We start from the raw sequence: 16,954 nt of genomic DNA, 5'->3' as shown, positions 1-16,954 counted from the left end.
ATGTTTATCCTTGAAGAGGTTTTATGATTTTAAGCCACTAAAAATTCGTGGAATTCGCCTGCAGGCCGGAGACCTGAATCGTCGAGGTTTTGCCGGTTTTACGGTCGGTCACGTTGAGCTGAAGTTGACCGTCGGTATTGGCGATATCGACGATGAAATCATTGGTGACCATGCGCCCCGGCTTCCCGGTATTGATATTGGTTAACAGGCCGCCCAGCACCTGTGACTGCAGCGCCTGGGTGAAATTATCCAGCGCGCTGGGCATTTGAATCCCAAGATCGCTGCTGTAGCTGGGATCTTTGTAAGAGTTTTGTGCCTGGGCCGAATTTAACAAATAGGCACCGTTATTGGGGTTACCGCCGAAGTTAGGGTTAACAAACTGGAAAACCATATTTCCGCCCCAGGCCAGCGGCGTAAAGAGCAGCAAGGGCAGAACGGCATGAGAGATACGCATCATCGTCTCCTAGAATTCGTCATGAGTTAAATCGCTGGTGCTCAATAATTGCTTATCAATCAGCCTGCGTTTAAGCGCCTCATCGGTATGGACCAGTGCCACCTCAACGTTTTTGTCGAAGTCGCGTTTTGTGGGGTAAAGAAAAGCCTGATAAACAACGTCCTGGCCGGCGGTAATGGTTATCCAACTCCCCCAGCGGGCGCTGGGGCGCTCGTTGATGGTTAAATTGCCGGTATAGCTGCTTTCCCATTTATCGCTGAAGGCGCGGTAGAAACTGTGGCCCACCGAAGTGACGGTATGGTCCGTCAACAGCCCGGGGATCTCGACTTCTTCAGCATGAACGCTGTTCATCGCGCACCAGCAGGCCGCCAGGACAAAAATGGCTGAGCGTTTCATGGTGTTTATCGCCGAAGGTTATCGTTTGCCCAGGAAACCGCCTGGGTGCGGTTTTTGACGGCTATTTTTCTGAACAGGTTATACAGGTGCGTTTTGACCGTGTTCTCACTGATAAACAGCGAGCGGGCGATTTCAACGTTGGAGGAGCCCACGCGCAGCTTGTTCAGAATTTCCTTTTCGCGCTGCGTTAAGCGTGAGGATTCGGTGCTATTAAAACGATAATTTCCGGAATGGCTGATGAGATAGCTGGCCAGCTTCTGCGAGAAGTAGCATTCTCCTTCCAGGACCCCACGCAGCCCCTCAACGACTTTGGGCTCTTCGGTCGCAAAATAAAATACGCCGTTGATATGCGGCCAGTTCTCGATCTCTCTGAAAGGATACTCTTCCGGCGTGTTGAGCAGCAGTAATTTTATCTGGCTGTTTTTACGGCTTAATTTTTCCTGCCAGAACAGGATGATCTTCTTATCCGTTTCCGCCATATCAAATAAAATCAGAACATTACTGGAAAAGTCATCCAGTGGACGTTGAATATTGTGAACCCGCCCATTTATTTCTAACGAGGCGCGTAGATGTTGTAATAAAGCTGAAGCCTGGAGAGAGGGTTTCGTAATTAACAATAACGTAGGGCCCTGTAGGGCATGGACTTCATTATACATGATGAAACTCCACCTGGTTTTTGTCGCTACCGTTTGAATTAATGGAAATTAATTCTCCCTGAGATATCGAGATTCGCGACAGTGCTGTATGTTAAATATTTTTAATCGCCGAAATAATGGTTTTCGGTCGCAAAGGGATTTTTAACTAAAGTCTTACTATCTGTTTTCAATTTAGCGATTAGACATTTTAAAGCAAGTGTTAACTATGTAACTAAATGTTTCTGTGGATATTAAAATGTTTCCATGTGATTTTTTATCTATTTGGATTTAAGCCTAAAGTTGTACTTTTAGAATTGGTTGTATAGTCATTATTTTTTCTTTTTTCATTCTACTTTGCTGAATTTTAATGTTTTTATTCTTAGTGATTTGATTTTGTTAACGCCTCTCATATTTTTAAAAACAGCGTTTCCAGTATTCACCCGCTTCGCTTAAGAAAACCATGCCTGGTGACGAATGTTTTTCATAAACTGACTAAGCATCGCCTAAGTTGTGCTAAGTCAGTGACCGTAAAGGCGACTTTAAATAAGTGTGCTAATGATTATCCGATCCCTGGATCAGGTAGTTGCAATGAAGGGATTAGTGTATTTGATTCCGTATTAATACTTTGGTGTGAATTGGATAATGCAAAATACCACTCGTGCATGAGATATTTAAGATGCCTGCCGTAACATACTCATTTCCGTAACGGAGCAATAACAAATTACCATTGGTTCGTTATAAATAATTACTGCATTACGCGTCATAATGTTCCGGCGTTATTAGGTTCAAGGTGACAGAATGAAAAAATATTGGCTGTTAATGATATTGTTTATGGGGCTGTCTCAGTACGGCCTGGCCCAGAGGAACGATCTTGCCGTCTCCGAATACAATTTCGCCGTAAATGAATTGAGTAATCCTCAATTTAATCAAACGGCGATTGTTGGCCAGTACGGCAGTAATAATAATGCGGCGGTGACTCAGCGAGGTCAGCGGCAATTATCTGAGATAGCACAGAGCGGCTCGGGTAACCGGGCAAACATCGATCAATCAGGTAGTTATAACCTTGCTTATATCTCGCAAGAGGGCGTCGCCAACGATGCGAGTATAAAGCAGGATTCATTTGGTAATGCCGCTCTTATTATCCAGCGAGGTGCTGGTAACAAAGCAAACATTACCCAATACGGTACCCAGAAGTCAGCAGTTGTTGTGCAAAACCAGTCACAAATGGCGATTCGTGTTATTCAGCGATAAGCAAAACATTTGGGCTGAAACTATCAATCCGATGGGGGTTTTAGTATGAATCTTTTCAAAGTTGCAGCATTAGCAGCATTGGTTGTTTCCGCAGGTGCAATGGCTACTTACCCGCAGCAGGCTCAGCACTCAACCTTGAAAATATATCAGCAAGGTAACGGCAATAACGCCACAGCACTGCAGTCGAATGCTTTCTATTCGAAGACGGATATTAAACAGCTGGGCACCGTAAACGGGGCAAAAGTTGGCCAGGGTTCCGACAGCAGCGATATTAAATTGCTGCAGGACGGCTATGGTAATAACGCCACTATCAGCCAGTGGAACGGTAAAAACGCGCAGATTGACGTTCAGCAGTTCGGGACCAACAACGGGGCGGTGGTTAACCAGACGGCATCAAGCTCACTGGTTGCTGTTACCCAATACGGTAACGGAAACCACGCAACGGCTTCTCAGTATTAAGCCTGCCTGGCAATAGCGTAAACAGGGCCACAGGCCCTGTTTTTCTTTGGAGGTCGTATGCATACCCTGGTGTTGCTTGCTGCGCTCTCAAGCCAGCTGACGTTTAATACCCGGCAACAGGACAATATTTACACCATAACTCCCGTCGCCACACTCGCCGCCGATTGCCAATGTACTATGACGCTCGCCGCCACCAAAAGCGGCACCGCCGGACAAAGCACCAGCCAACAAAGCAGTGAGTTGTTCATTAAAGCGCATCAAGAGGTTGCTCTGTCGCAGCTTAGCCTGAATATCGATCCCGGCGACAGCGTTACGGTGACCGTCACGTTGAGCGACGGGAAAGCATTTCACCTTGAACAGCAGTGGCGAGAGCCGGGCAAACCTTGACGACGAATAAATATATGTGACGGAGGTATTGCAAGAATAAAAAACATCGATCACTGTTTAATTATCTTTGATTATCTGCCGATAACCTTCAGGGACGACAGCAATCGAGGAGTAATGAACGTGAAAGCAATTTATACGAAGTATTTGCTTTGTCTGGCGCTGAGCGTGGCGGTTACGCCGTTATCCCAGGCCGCTTCCTCTGGCATTATCCATTTTCGGGGTGAAATAGTAGAAGGCGGCTGTCAGTGGGCGCCTGCAAGTTCCAGTGTTGCAATGACCTGTACCGAAAAAGGCAAACCTGTCACCCAAACCGTGGCCCTTAGTTCCCTTGATGGCGTAACCGTGCATAACGACAGCACGATGCAAACCCGCGTGCAGTATCTCGACTCACAGCACAAAACCGCCGTTTTGCACGTGACTTATCAATAATCTCCTGGCCCGTTTTGCCGACGGGCCTTCTCCTTTTGGTTTCAGACCACGTTGCAGAGTAAACTAGCCGACGTCGATTTAGATTCAGGGTATAGGGCTAGTGCTGTGAAAAAAAGTTTGCTTCTCTCTCTTCTGCTGGTGGCTCAGGCGACCGGCGCGGTGACGCTGGATGAAATCCAAAAGCGGTTTGCCGCTGCGCCCGTTATGCGGGCTCAGTTTGAGCAGGAGCGCCAGATAAAAGGCATGGTCCAGCCGCTGCATTCCAGCGGGCGAGTCGTGGTAGCGAAGAACAAAGGGCTGTGGTGGCAGCAGCGTCAGCCTTTCCCGATGCGGCTGATCGTGGGCGATAACCGCATGGTGCAGGTGATGGGTAACCAGCCTCCTCAGGCCATTACTGCTCAGAGTAACCCGCAAATGTTCCAGTTCAACCAACTGTTGCGCACGCTGTTTTATATCGACCGTAAAACGCTGGAGAAAGACTTCATCAGTGAATTTTCCGATCTCGGACAGGGGAAATGGCGGCTGGTGTTGATTCCCTCTGATGAAACGCTTAGCGGACTGTTCCGCTCCATAACGCTTTATGGCGAGAAGTCTCTCGATCGTGTTGAGCTTCACGACGTTGAGGAGGACTCGACGGAGATAACCTTCAGCCATTATCAGCCAGAGCCCCACAAACTTACCCAGGAAGAGCGTAAACGCTTTGTCTTCTGATGCACATTACCGGCTTGCCGTGGGGAGAGTAGGGCACCTTTGCGATCCGCAATCCGTGGAGCGCTGGCTGTCGGAGGCGCTGATCGCTATGGCGCCACAGGGCGCGCGCCGCTCTGCATGGCTTGCCGGGCGAGTGCTTTTAGCGCAGCTGCTGGATAACGGCGCTTTGCCGCCGCTGCAAAACGGTTCTCACGGTAAACCCTGGCACCCGTATCTGCCTGAATTCAATATTTCTAACAGCGCCGACGCCGTTGCGGTACTGACGGGCAACAAGCCCGTTGGCTGCGACATGGAGCTGCTGCGCCCGCGTAAGCGCTGGCAGGCGGTGGCGAAGCACAGTTTTTCCCCGGCGCTTAATGACTGGCTGGAAGGGCTGCCTGAAGCGCAGCAGCTGACGGCATTCTGGCGTTTGTGGACGGCCCACGAAGCGGTCGTGAAGCAGCGGGGCGGGACGGTCTGGCAAATACCGGAGCTGTCGCTCCCGCTGGAAACGCTTTGCCCGCCGAACCTGCATTTGCAGCATATTACCTGCGGCGAATGGCTGATTGCCTGCTGTGGGTCTGAGGCGTTTGCAGCTGATTTTTCCGTAGAACGAGCGGTGGCTATCGGCTGAGTTTTTGATTGCGTTGTCGGCGGGCGGCGGCATAATACGTAAAACTTAATTAGAACGATAACTATTGCTATTTATATGGGCGTTTCTCTCAGCCGTCGGCGTTTGCTGGCGCTTTCCGCCTTGCTGCCTCTGGCCACAATTTTTCCGGGCCGCGCTCAGGCGCAGCGTGTTGACCTGAGCCGTATTATTGCCCTGGAGTGGCGGCCGGTCGAAATGCTGCTGGCCCTCGGCATCATGCCGCTGGCTATCGCCGATAAACGCAATTATCACCGCTGGGTTGGGGAGCCAAAGCTGCCTGATACCGTCGTTGACGTTGGGCTGAGAAACGAGCCTAACCGCGAATTAATGCAGCGCCTCAACCCTTCGCTATTTCTAATCTCCAAAGGTTTTGGCCCCGCCGAGTCAGACTTAAAGCCAATCGCTCCCTGCTGGTCGACGGCGTTCAATGACGCCAGCAGGCGCCCGTTGGCGCTGCTGGAGAAAGATTTAATGAGGCTCGGGCAGTTCCTGGGGCGCGAGCAACAGGCTGTCGAGCATCTGGCACAGCTTCACCAGGGCATTGCTTCCACGCGTGAAAAACTCCCGTCTGACCCGAGGCCGCTGGTGATGTTCTCGTTTCTCGATAGCCGCCGGGTGATGATTTTTGGCCGCAGCAGCCTGTTCAATGATTTGCTGGAGCGGCTGGGGATGCGCAATGCCTGGGACGGGAAAACCAATGCCTGGGGGAGTGCCGTGGTGGGGATTGAAACCCTGGTCAGGCTGGAGAACGTTACGGCGCTGTGTTTTATGCATGGCGATGACGATCCGGTGAAAACGGTGGCGAAATCTGCGCTATGGCAGGTGATGCCCTTTGTTCGTGACGGGCAGCTGCACCTGCTGCCAGCGGTATGGTTTTACGGCGGCAGTTTCTCGGCGCTGCGTTTCTGCCAGCTCTTGCCGGAGGCACTGTGCGCATAATCCTTCTTTTACTCTGTGCCTTTACGCTGTTTTTAACCGGCTACAACTTTCAGCAAATGCTGCCCGCAGGCCTTTGGTGGCAGGCGATAACCTTGCCGCAGGTCACCGATGTTTCGCAGATGCTTTTTCATTACAGCCTGCTGCCGCGAACAACGCTGGCGCTGCTCACCGGTGCCGGGCTGGCGCTGGCCGGCTGTCTGTTTCAGCATATCCTGCGTAACCCTCTGGCCGAACCGGCAACCCTGGGCGTTGCGGCCGGGGCGCAGCTGGGCCTGACCCTTGCGACGCTTTTTCTGGCGGGGGCAGGTGAGGCGGGTAAACAACTTGCTGCGCTCGCCGGCGCAATGGCTGTCGGCACTATTGTACTGGGGGCGGCGTGGGGTAAGCGTATGTCACCCGTAACGCTTATTCTTGCGGCGGCGGGAACGCTGGTGCAGAAAATGACCGGAAATCCTATGGCCAGCCCCGAAGTGCTGGGCGTGAGTTCCGGAGCGGCCTGCGCCATCGTGTTATTGACCTTCCTTGTCCCCGGCGACGTAAGCGCGTGGCAGCTTCCTGCCGGATTTACAGGTGCAACGCTCACGCTGCTGGCAATGCTCATTTTGGCCCGGACAGGGCTGGCGCCGGGCCGGCTGCTGCTGACCGGCGTTGCGCTAAGTACCGTCTTTGCCACGTTATTGACCTTGTATCTTGCGAGTGGCGATCCGCGAAGTGGGGCGGTGCTGACGTGGCTTTCAGGTTCAACCTGGAAGGTCACCGGCCAACAGGCACTGGTGAGCGGAGGCATGGCGCTGGTATTGATAGGCTTTACGCCACTGGTGCGCCGCTGGCTGACTATTCTGCCGTTGGGAGGCGAGGCCGCGCAGGCGCTTGGCGTTGCCCTTAATCGCTCGCGTATCAGTATCCTCGTGCTGGCTGCTGGGTTAGTGGCTGCTGCAACGTTATGCGTTGGGCCACTGAGTTTTGTCGGCCTGATGGCCCCCCACATGGCAAGGATGCTCGGCTTCCGCCGCGCGGTGCCTCAACTCGTCGTGGCGATAGCCATCGGTGCCGGGCTGATGCTGGTGGCCGACTGGCTGGGGCGCAGCATTATCTTCCCGTTCCAGATCCCCGCCGGGCTGCTGGCAACGCTCTGTGGCGCCCCTTACTTTATCTGGCTATTACGTAAGGCGTAGCGGGTAACGACAATCAAAATCAGAATCGTTCTCATTATTGAATTTTAAATTTTACCAGGGACTTTAGATGCCTCACCAACCTTCTCATCAGGCCGGGTTTAAACTTCGCCTGATTGCAGCACTGATCGCTGCCTCCTGCCTGCCTGCCGTTGCTTCGATGCAGGAAAACACTCAGCAAAAAACTGCCGCTAAAGAAGAGACGATTACCGTAACGGCTACCCCGGATAATCAGTTCAGCGCGGGCGGTAACGATCTGGTCCCGGCTTACCTGGAAGGGCAGGTAGCCAACGGCGGGCGCCTGGGCATGCTCGGTGAACAGGATGCGAGCAACGTGCCGTTTAACGTTATCGGCTATACCTCAAAAATGATTGAGGATAAGCAGGCCAATACTATCAGCGACATTATTCGCAACGACGCCACCGTGCAGCCCGTGCGCAGCTACGGTAACTTCGGCGAATCCTACCGCATCCGAGGTTTCCTGCTCGACGGCGACGATATTTCTTACGGCGGACTTTACGGCGTGCTGCCGCGTCAGATAACGAGCACGGCCATTGCGGAGCGCGTGGAGGTTATTAAGGGTTCCACGGCGTTTCTGAACGGCGTGCCGCCGGGTGGCTCTGGCGTGGGCGGGGCGATCAATATCGAGCCTAAGCGGGCGGGAAGCGAGCCGCATACCCAGATTGGCGTGGATTATACCGGGCGCTCGCAGATTGGCGGCATGCTGGATACGGGGCGTAGGTTTGGCGATAACGACCAGTTTGGTGCGCGAGTTAACCTGCTTCACCGCGAGGGCGAAAGCGAAGTTCATGGCCAGAAGGACAGAACGTCGCTGGCAAGCGTTGGGCTCGATTACAAAGGCGAGAAGCTGCGGACTTCCTTCGACGGCGGCTATCAGAAAATGACGGTGCATAATGGGCGTATCGGCGTTGGCGTTGGGGCGATTACGGCGATGCCTGACGTGCCGGATAACCGCACAAACTACGGGCAGCCTTGGGTTTACTCAGATATGAGCAGCCGTTTTGCCGCCCTGCACAGCGAGTACGATTTGCAGGACAACTGGACGCTTTATGGCGCGCTGGGCACCAGCGAAACCGACGAGCGTGGCAATTACAGCGTGCCAAAGTTTGTTGATAACAACGGCAATACCAGCCAGACGCGCCTTTCTACGCGCTACATCGCCGACGCTTTCTCCGGCATGGGCGGGGTGAGAGGTAAGTTTGATACCGGCTTTATCGGCCACAGCGTGAACCTGGGCTATTCAGGCGTGTACCGAAAAACCCGCGCGGCCTACACCATGTCGTCCAGTAAAACTGCCGTCGGGAATAACATCTACGACCCGTCTTATATCGACCTCAGCCGTTTTCCGACGGTCGCTTCCGGCAGCGATATGGACGATCCAACCCAGCGTAGCCGCACGATTACCGGCGGCGTGTCTCTTTCCGACACGCTCTCTGCGCTGGATGGTAAGGTCCTGTTGACCCTGGGGGCCCGTCGCCAGGAAGTGCGGGTTCGTAACTACAGCTATACCGGCGTCGAAGACACGAAGTCGCGCTTTGACGCTTTCAACGTTACGCCGGTTTATGGCCTGGTGGTGAAGCCGTGGGAGCCGGTTTCCTTCTATGCTAACCATATTGAAGCGCTACAGCCTGGCCCAACGGCAACGTCGAAAGCGACCAATGCCGGTAACGTCGTCGGTATCGTGCAGTCAAAGCAGAACGAAGTCGGTGTGAAGATGGACTTCGGCCGCGTGGGCGGGAGCATGGCGCTGTTTGAGGTCAAAAAGCCGGTGGGGATGATCGACAGCAACAACGTTTACGGCCTCTACGGTGAGCAGCGTAGCCGCGGTATGGAGCTGAACGTCTTTGGTGAGCCGATGTACGGCGTACGTCTGCTGGGCAGTGCACTGTGGCTTGAGCCTGAAATGGTTAAGACCAGCGGCGGAACCTATGACGGTAACGACGCTATCGGTGTACCTCGCTACTCCTGGTCCGTAGGCGGTGAATGGGATCTGCCGTGGGTGCAGAACCTGACCGCGACCGGGACGCTTATCCGCACCGGCTCTCAGTATGTCAACGTGGACAACAGCCTGAAGCTCAACGGCTGGACGCGACTCGATCTCGGCGTGCGTTACAGCACGAAGGTAAACGACCAGACGCTGACCTGGCGTGCCAACGTGGAAAACGTGACCAACGAGAAATACTGGGCGTCCATCGACGACAGCGGCTCGTACATTACGCAAAGCGACCCACGTACCTTGAAACTTTCCATGACTGTTGATTTCTAATCCAATAACAAATGCCCCGTTAAGGCGGGGCTTTTTGTGGCTGATATCCGAACATGTTTAAAAGTTGAAATGTCCGGAAACGATAATAGTCATGTACGCGCCCCGTCTGACGAGAATAGACTACGGCAAAGTACAGTTGGAGAATGGTTAATGAGTGCACGCATACAGGTAGTCCAGGGGGATATCACACAGATTGAGGTTGATGTGATCGTCAACGCGGCAAACCCTTCGCTGATGGGCGGTGGGGGAGTGGACGGGGCGATTCATCGTGCCGCCGGACCTGCGCTGTTGGAAGCCTGTAAAGCGGTACGCCAGCTCCAGGGCGAATGCGCCCCTGGCCATGCGGTTATCACCGAAGCCGGAAACATTGCAGTAAAAGCGGTTATTCACGCCGTGGGGCCGGTATGGCACGGCGGAGAGCAGAACGAGGCTGAACTTCTGGAGCTTGCCTATCGCAACAGCCTGGATTTAGCCGCCGCTAATGGCTATCGCACTATTGCTTTCCCGGCGATAAGCACCGGGGTTTATGGCTTCCCGAAGGCACAGGCGGCGCGCATAGCCTGGGATACCGTCTATAAATATATCGGCCTACGCCCGCTGCCGGAAAGCGTGGTGTTTGTCTGCTTTGATGATGAAAACACGCAGATTTATCAGCAGATTGCAGCCGGTTGTCATAAATAAATCATCAAGCCTTCATAAATTTTCAATCCAGGAAGGCTACGCTTCTCAGCGCGGAGATAGTAAAAGGCCGGAATCGATCACCCGGCCTGCTGTGTATTACCCGGCAAATGATTGCGGCGCAACGGCCTTCTGTTTCGGCTTGCCGGAAAACAGGAAGCGAAGAAGCGGAATGCGTAAATGAAGCTCATAGAGCAGCAGCGCAATGCCGACAACAAACACCAGTCCGCTAAAGAAGCCCAAAATATTGGACGTAATGTGTGGCGTAATAAATGCGCCAAAGAACAGCGTTAGCGGATGGTGCACCAGATAAATAAACAGCGATGCATTGACGAAATAGGTTACCCGTGCTGATTTAAAATTCAGCATCTTGTAGCCCAGCGAGAACACCACATTGACCATCCATAGCCCCATAAGCATGGTGATCACGCTTTCCGTTTCGTACATCCAGGCGTCACCGCTGCCGTAGCGCTGGTTTAACAAATATGCGGCAAAGGCGCATGTTGCGCCCACCATGCTCCAGCGCGAAGGCGTAGTAAACAGTATCTTCAGCGACTCGCGTTTGAAGGTGAGCGCCCCGAGCATAAAGAACGGCAAATAGAACAGCGTTTGCATCACAACGAAATTAAACAGCCCATCGCTTAATAAAGGCGCGTGGATAATAAAAATCATTCGCCGTACAGCGGCATATAAAATGCCAAAGCCTAAGAACAGAATTGAGAGTTTTCCCAGCGTAATTGGTGAATTATTATTCTTTTCGTTTCGAATTATAAAATCATTAATTTTTTGAAACAAAACCATGCCTAGCGTTGTTAATATCACCAGTACCAGCAAAAACCACAGGTGAGACACCAGTTCCCACACCAGCGTGTTGTATTTTTGGTAGCCGGTGAGCGTATGCCACAGGCCCGCTTTGTCGTTAATATATTGCAGCATCAGAAACTGAGGCAGCGTCAGCAGCGGAATGGCCGTCAGCATGGGAATGCCGACCCGCTCTACGCGTACTGTCCACCAGCGTTTTAGCGGGTAGCGCAGAAATAACATGTAGGAAAAATAACCAGAAATAACGAAGAACACCTGCATACGAAACGCGTGAATAAAATCATTAAATAGCGTCAGGCTTGCAGAAGGCATCGCGCTATTCACGTGCCAGTGGTGGCTCGAATAGATAAGCGAAATGTGGAACGGGATGCCCAGTAGCATCAACCATGCCCGGATAGAATCCAGGAAAAACTCACGTTGTTGCGGTGCGTTACTCATAATACTCCAGACATTTTCAGACTATTCGTCTTATCCTTAAGACCCTATCCTATCAGGCTAAAAGTCCAGTTCAGTCTACATATTCGTGGCAACCCTACACTAAGCGTGTCATCCTGTCGCCAGGGTGAACTCTTAAAGCGTAAGCAGTTGTCTTTATTTTGCTTAAACCCTGAGCCAGTACGCTGAACAAAGCGGTGATTTGGTTGTCGGAAAGCAAAAGTTTCCATTAAAATGGATAGATTGATTTAAGCACACAAAGGGGGATGTGCTGGTTAATATGAAACATAAAGCAAATATGATGAAAGTGCGCTGGTTAGGCGCGGCCGTAATGTTGTCCCTTTATACCACCTCGGTTTGGGCCTTCACTATCGACGACGTCGCAAAACAGGCGAAAACCTTAGCGGGTAAGAGCTATGAAGCTCCGAAAAGCAACCTGCCTTCGCAATTCCGCGACATGAAATACGCGGACTACCAGCAGATCCAGTTCAATCATGACAAAGCTTACTGGAACAACATTAAGACCCCATTCAAGCTCGAATTCTACCACCAGGGGATGTACTTCGATTCGCCGGTGGCGATCAATGAAGTGACCGCTACCGCGGTGCACAAGATCAAATACAGCCCGGACTATTTTAACTTCGGTGATGTAAAGCACGATAAAGACACCGTAAAAGATCTCGGTTTTGCCGGATTCAAAGTGCTCTATCCGATCAATAGCAAAGATAAGAACGATGAAATTGTCAGCATGCTCGGAGCGAGTTATTTCCGCGTAATTGGCGCTGGCCAGGTTTATGGCCTGTCTGCCCGTGGGCTGGCCATTGATACCGCTTTACCGTCAGGTGAAGAGTTCCCGCGCTTCCGTGAATACTGGATTGAACGTCCGAAACCAACGGATAAAACGTTAACCTTGTACGCATTGCTTGATTCCCCACGAGCGACCGGTGCTTACCGTTTTGTTATCACCCCTGGGCGTGACACCGTGGTGAACGTGCAGTCTAAAGTCTATCTGCGCGATAAAGTCGGCAAGCTGGGTGTGGCACCGCTAACCAGTATGTTCCTGTTTGGGCCAAACCAGCCGTCCCCAACCACTAACTTCCGCCCGGAGCTGCATGACTCCAATGGTCTGTCTATTCACGCAGGTAACGGTGAATGGATCTGGCGTCCGCTGAACAACCCGAAACACCTTGCCGTAAGCTCGTACGCAACGGAAAACCCGGTTGGTTTTGGCCTGCTGCAGCGTGGCCGTCAGTTCTCTCGCTTTGAAGATTTAGACGATCGTTACGATCAGCGTCCGAGCGCGTGGGTTGCCCCGGTCGGGGATTGGGGTAAGGGCCGTGTAGAACTGGTTGAAATCCCAACGAACGATGAAACTAACGACAACATCGTCGCCTACTGGACGCCGGATCAACTGCCGGATCCTGGTAAAGAGATGAACTTTAAGTACACCATCACCTTTAGCCGCGATGAAGATAAAATGCATGCGCCGGATAACGCGTATGTTCTGCAAACCCGCCGTTCAACCGGTGACGTTAAGCAGTCTAACCTGATCCGTCAGCCGGACGGTACCATTGCGTTTGTGGTGGACTTTACCGGTGCGGAAATGAAAAAACTGCCGACCGATACCCCGGTTACCGCGCAGACCAGCATTGGCGATAACGGTGAAATAGTCGATAGCCAGGTGCGTTATAACCCGGTCACAAAAGGCTGGCGTTTAACGCTGCGCGTGAAGCTGAAGGACGAGAAGAAGACGACGGATATGCGTGCTGCGCTGGTCAACGGCGATCGGACACTGAGTGAAACCTGGAGCTATCAGCTGCCTGCCAATGAATAAGTCTACTGAATTCTTGCCCGATTACATTGAGGCACTTCCGCTTTCTGCTGAGCAGAAGGCGGGTCTTCCTGCATCCGATCTTCAGGCGGTGCATGAGGCGCTAGACGCGCAGCAGCACCACTACGAACGAGCGGATGATTCTCCCCTTGCATCGGTAAAAGCTCGCCTCGAGGCGAGCTGGCCGGGTTCCCTCGACGGTGAGCAATTGATCGCCGATGAGGAAGGGCGCCCCCAGCTTCAGGCAATGCCGAAAGCGACGCGCGCTTCTATGTTCCCGGACCCATGGCGTACCAACCCGATTGGCCGTTTCTGGGACCGCCTGCTTGGCCGTGATACGAAGTCGAAATTTGCCTCAAAAGAAGAGGAAGCCTCCGAGCAGAAATGGCGTACTGTCGGCACTATCCGCCGCTACATTCTGCTGATCCTGACGCTGGCACAAACCGTGGTAGCAACCTGGTATATGAAGACGATTCTTCCGTATCAGGGTTGGGCGCTGATTAACCCAACAGACATGGGTGGCCAGGATTTGTGGGTCTCCTTTATGCAGCTGCTGCCGTATATTCTGCAAAGCGGCATCCTGATTCTGTTTGCGGTGCTTTTCTGCTGGGTTTCTGCCGGTTTCTGGACCGCGCTGATGGGCTTCCTGCAGTTGCTGATGGGCAAAGACAAGTACAGCATTTCTGCGTCAACGGTAGGGGATGAGCCGATTAACCCGGAACACCGTACCGCGCTTATCATGCCGATTTGTAATGAAGACGTGGATCGCGTGTTTGCGGGTTTGAGGGCGACCTGGGAGTCCGTGAAGGCAACCGGGCAGCAGGCGCACTTTGACGTATATATTTTGAGCGACAGCTACAATCCGGATATCTGCGTCGCCGAGCAGAAAGCCTGGATGGAGCTTATCGCTGAAGTGCAGGGCGAGGGGCAAATCTTCTACCGCCGCCGCCGCCGCCGCGTGAAACGCAAAAGCGGTAACATCGATGATTTCTGCCGCCGCTGGGGTAACCAATACAGCTACATGGTGGTGCTGGACGCCGACTCCGTGATGAGCGGTGACTGTCTGACCAACCTTGTACGCCTGATGGAAGCTAACCCGAAGGCCGGTATTATCCAGTCTTCACCAAAAGCATCGGGTATGGACACGCTGTACGCGCGTTGCCAACAGTTTGCGACACGCGTATATGGGCCTCTGTTTACCGCAGGCTTGCACTTCTGGCAGCTGGGGGAATCCCACTACTGGGGCCATAACGCGATTATTCGCGTGAAGCCTTTCATTGAGCACTGTGCGCTGGCACCGCTGCCGGGTGAAGGTAACTTTGCTGGTTCGATTCTTTCCCACGACTTCGTAGAAGCGGCGCTGATGCGTCGTGCCGGCTGGGGCGTATGGATTGCCTACGATCTGCCTGGCTCATACGAAGAACTGCCGCCGAACCTGCTGGACGAGCTGAAACGCGACCGCCGCTGGTGCCAGGGTAACCTGATGAACTTCCGCCTGTTCCTGGTGAAAGGGATGCACCCGGTACACCGTGCGGTATTCCTGACGGGCGTGATGTCTTACCTGTCTGCGCCGCTGTGGTTTATGTTCCTGGCGCTGTCGACTGCGCTGCAGGTCGTGCATGCCCTGACCGAGCCGCAGTACTTCCTGCAGCCGCGGCAGCTGTTCCCGGTTTGGCCGCAGTGGCGTCCAGAGCTGGCGATCGCGCTGTTTGCCTCGACGATGGTTCTGCTGTTCCTGCCGAAGCTGCTGAGTATCATCCTTATTTGGTGCAAGGGCTCCAGGGAGTACGGCGGCTTCCTGCGCGTGACCTGCTCGCTGCTGCTTGAAGTGCTGTTCTCCGTGCTGCTGGCGCCGGTGCGTATGCTGTTCCACACCGTGTTTGTGGTCAGCGCGTTCCTCGGCTGGGAAGTGGTCTGGAACTCACCGCAGCGTGACGATGACTCCACGCCGTGGGGGGAAGCCTTCATGCGCCATGGCTCGCAGCTTCTGCTGGGCCTGGTGTGGGCGGTGGGAATGGCCTGGCTGGATCTGCGCTTCCTGTTCTGGCTGGCGCCGATTGTGTTCTCGCTGATCCTGTCGCCGTTCGTTTCCGTGCTGTCGAGCCGTGCTAGCCTTGGCCTGCGTACCAAGCGCTGGAAACTGTTCCTGATTCCGGAAGAGTATTCTCCGCCTCAGGTGCTGGTGGATACCGAGAACTATCTGGAGCTGAACCGCAGCCGCACGCTGGACGATGGCTTTATGCACGCGGTGTTTAACCCGTCGTTTAACGCCCTGAGCACGGCGATGGCAACGGCTCGTCACCGTAAGAGTCTGGTGCTGGAGATTGCCCGTGACCGTCACGTTGAGCAAGCGCTTAACGAAACGCCGGACAAACTCAACCGTGACCGCCGGCTGGTGCTGCTGAGCGACCCGATGACCATGTCGCGTCTGCATTACCGCGTGTGGGCGAATCCGGAGCGCTATTCCTCCTGGGTTGATAGCTACAAAAAGCTTCAGCTTAACCCGCTGGCGCTGACGACAAAGTAAGCCGCAGCTAAGTGACAATGCCGACCTCAGGGTCGGCATTTAAGACGGCTGACAAACCCTTGGCGAGAGAAAAAATACCCAACGGCTCGTTAATAAAAACAGGAAAATCAATTTATTGATTTTCGGCTGATAACCACAAAGAGGGAAAAACCACGTTTTTCCCTCTTTGTCAGCAACCGCCAATGCCGACCTTCGGGTCGGCATTTTTTTGCCTTTTATCCGGCGATGGTTATACTCAGCGCTTCCTAAACAGGAGAGCGTGCGTGGGTAAAATAATTGCGGTGCTGGTGATGGCCTTGCTGCTAAGCGGCTGCGGCAGCATTATTAGCAGAACGGTGCCGGGGCAGGGACACGGTAACCAGTACTACCCAGGCGTGCGCTGGGACGTACGCGAAGGTGCATGGCGATATATCACCGTGCTTGACCTGCCGTTTTCGCTGATCTTCGACACCCTGCTGCTGCCGATTGACGCCAGCCACGGGCCCTATGAATAGCGGCTAGCGCTCATCCCACTCGTCAGCTGCCGCCTGGCCCTCTTCGGTGTCCAGCGGCGGCTCGAGCTGAAACTCACCTTCGTCCCACTCGTGTAGCGTGTTCTCTTCCAGCCACTCCTGGCGCAGCTCAATCTCGTCAAAATCGCCGTCAAACACGCTTTGTGCGGCTTCACCGCTTAGCATCGGCAGGCATTCACCTTCCTCGCTGTCGTCGGTAAAGAACTCGGCCTGCCACATGATGTCACCATCCTGCAAAACGTACTTCTGGAAATTGAACTGCTCGACGCTGGCGCTCTCTTCATCCACGCTTGGGTTTTCGGCAAGATACTGCTCCCGTGCGGCATCAATGGCTTCTTCCAGGGTTGCATACATGCTCATGGGCATCTCCTTGTGGCAAAGGTCAGGGAGCGGCTGCT

At 53.5% G+C, this 16,954-nt stretch carries 18 protein-coding genes; 13 read left to right on the top strand and 5 right to left on the bottom strand.

Features of this window, described 5'->3' with window-relative positions; genetic code table 11:
- Positions 1-37: 37 nt before the first annotated feature.
- Genes csgF through csgD form a run of 3 tightly spaced genes read right to left on the bottom strand, consistent with a single transcriptional unit; the run spans position 38 to position 1,506 of the window.
- A complete protein-coding gene (csgF, locus tag VGM55_RS17695) occupies positions 38-454 on the bottom strand; it encodes a curli production assembly/transport protein CsgF (protein ID WP_038473783.1) in 417 nt (138 codons plus the stop codon).
- Positions 455-463: 9 nt separating this feature from the next.
- Complete coding sequence (csgE, locus tag VGM55_RS17690; protein ID WP_154187708.1) at positions 464-850, bottom strand: curli production assembly/transport protein CsgE; 387 nt, start codon at positions 848-850, stop codon at positions 464-466.
- A 5-nt stretch (positions 851-855) separates the two neighbouring features.
- Positions 856-1,506: a biofilm master transcriptional regulator CsgD gene (gene csgD / locus VGM55_RS17685; RefSeq protein WP_331636175.1), complete on the bottom strand. Its 651-nt coding sequence runs from the start codon at positions 1,504-1,506 to the stop codon at positions 856-858.
- A 777-nt stretch (positions 1,507-2,283) separates the two neighbouring features.
- Between csgD and csgB the strand changes: the two genes are divergently transcribed.
- From csgB to ymdB, 10 genes are all read left to right on the top strand, one after another.
- A complete protein-coding gene (csgB, locus tag VGM55_RS17680) occupies positions 2,284-2,736 on the top strand; it encodes a curli minor subunit CsgB (protein ID WP_154187707.1) in 453 nt (150 codons plus the stop codon).
- Positions 2,737-2,781: 45 nt separating this feature from the next.
- Positions 2,782-3,195, top strand: coding sequence for a curli major subunit CsgA (gene csgA, locus VGM55_RS17675; protein WP_331636174.1), 414 nt, complete (start codon positions 2,782-2,784; stop codon positions 3,193-3,195).
- Between the two features lie 57 nt (positions 3,196-3,252).
- Positions 3,253-3,582 carry a curli assembly chaperone CsgC gene (csgC, locus tag VGM55_RS17670; protein WP_331636173.1) on the top strand — a complete coding sequence of 110 codons (330 nt, stop codon included), beginning with the start codon at positions 3,253-3,255 and terminating at the stop codon, positions 3,580-3,582.
- 120 nt (positions 3,583-3,702) lie between these two features.
- On the top strand, positions 3,703-4,011 hold the full coding sequence (locus VGM55_RS17665; RefSeq protein WP_038482776.1) for a hypothetical protein: 309 nt from the start codon (positions 3,703-3,705) through the stop codon (positions 4,009-4,011).
- 105 nt (positions 4,012-4,116) lie between these two features.
- Positions 4,117-4,722 carry an outer membrane lipoprotein carrier protein LolA gene (locus tag VGM55_RS17660; protein ID WP_331636172.1) on the top strand — a complete coding sequence of 202 codons (606 nt, stop codon included), beginning with the start codon at positions 4,117-4,119 and terminating at the stop codon, positions 4,720-4,722.
- A complete protein-coding gene (locus VGM55_RS17655; protein WP_144244027.1) occupies positions 4,712-5,335 on the top strand; it encodes a 4'-phosphopantetheinyl transferase superfamily protein in 624 nt (207 codons plus the stop codon). The genes VGM55_RS17660 and VGM55_RS17655 overlap by 11 nt, the downstream gene beginning before the upstream one ends.
- Before the next feature lie 75 nt (positions 5,336-5,410).
- Positions 5,411-6,292, top strand: coding sequence for a Fe(3+)-hydroxamate ABC transporter substrate-binding protein FhuD (gene fhuD, locus VGM55_RS17650; protein ID WP_331636170.1), 882 nt, complete (start codon positions 5,411-5,413; stop codon positions 6,290-6,292).
- Positions 6,223-7,467, top strand: a complete 1,245-nt coding sequence (locus VGM55_RS17645) for an iron chelate uptake ABC transporter family permease subunit (RefSeq protein WP_414648290.1) — start codon at positions 6,223-6,225, stop codon at positions 7,465-7,467. Before fhuD ends, VGM55_RS17645 begins: the two co-directional genes overlap by 70 nt.
- Positions 7,468-7,534: 67 nt before the next feature.
- A complete protein-coding gene (locus VGM55_RS17640; RefSeq protein ID WP_331636168.1) occupies positions 7,535-9,751 on the top strand; it encodes a TonB-dependent siderophore receptor in 2,217 nt (738 codons plus the stop codon).
- A 150-nt stretch (positions 9,752-9,901) separates the two neighbouring features.
- Positions 9,902-10,432, top strand: coding sequence for an O-acetyl-ADP-ribose deacetylase (ymdB, locus tag VGM55_RS17635; RefSeq protein ID WP_154187699.1), 531 nt, complete (start codon positions 9,902-9,904; stop codon positions 10,430-10,432).
- Between the two features lie 96 nt (positions 10,433-10,528).
- On the opposite strand, the gene mdoC is transcribed toward ymdB, so the two are convergent.
- A complete protein-coding gene (gene mdoC / locus VGM55_RS17630; protein WP_331636167.1) occupies positions 10,529-11,689 on the bottom strand; it encodes a glucans biosynthesis protein MdoC in 1,161 nt (386 codons plus the stop codon).
- A gap of 295 nt (positions 11,690-11,984) precedes the next feature.
- Between mdoC and mdoG the strand changes: the two genes are divergently transcribed.
- From mdoG to VGM55_RS17615, 3 genes are all read left to right on the top strand, one after another.
- Positions 11,985-13,520, top strand: a complete 1,536-nt coding sequence (gene mdoG, locus VGM55_RS17625) for a glucans biosynthesis protein MdoG (RefSeq protein WP_154187756.1) — start codon at positions 11,985-11,987, stop codon at positions 13,518-13,520.
- Positions 13,513-16,044 (top strand): glucans biosynthesis glucosyltransferase MdoH, encoded by a 2,532-nt coding sequence (gene mdoH, locus VGM55_RS17620; protein ID WP_331636166.1) that lies wholly within the window; start codon positions 13,513-13,515, stop codon positions 16,042-16,044. The genes mdoG and mdoH overlap by 8 nt, the downstream gene beginning before the upstream one ends.
- Before the next feature lie 272 nt (positions 16,045-16,316).
- Entirely contained in the window at positions 16,317-16,538 is a 222-nt protein-coding gene (locus VGM55_RS17615; RefSeq protein WP_414648297.1) for a YceK/YidQ family lipoprotein, read from the top strand.
- 3 nt (positions 16,539-16,541) lie between these two features.
- Here VGM55_RS17615 and VGM55_RS17610 read toward each other — a convergent pair whose 3' ends face one another.
- Entirely contained in the window at positions 16,542-16,916 is a 375-nt protein-coding gene (locus tag VGM55_RS17610) for a MysB family protein (RefSeq protein WP_154187696.1), read from the bottom strand.
- Positions 16,917-16,954: the final 38 nt, after the last annotated feature.

The organism is Cedecea sp. (assembly GCF_036500665.1).
GTDB lineage: Bacteria > Pseudomonadota > Gammaproteobacteria > Enterobacterales > Enterobacteriaceae > Cedecea.
The sequence above is the reverse complement of the archived record's forward strand: the minus strand, read 5'-3'. Positions and strand labels throughout refer to the sequence as shown.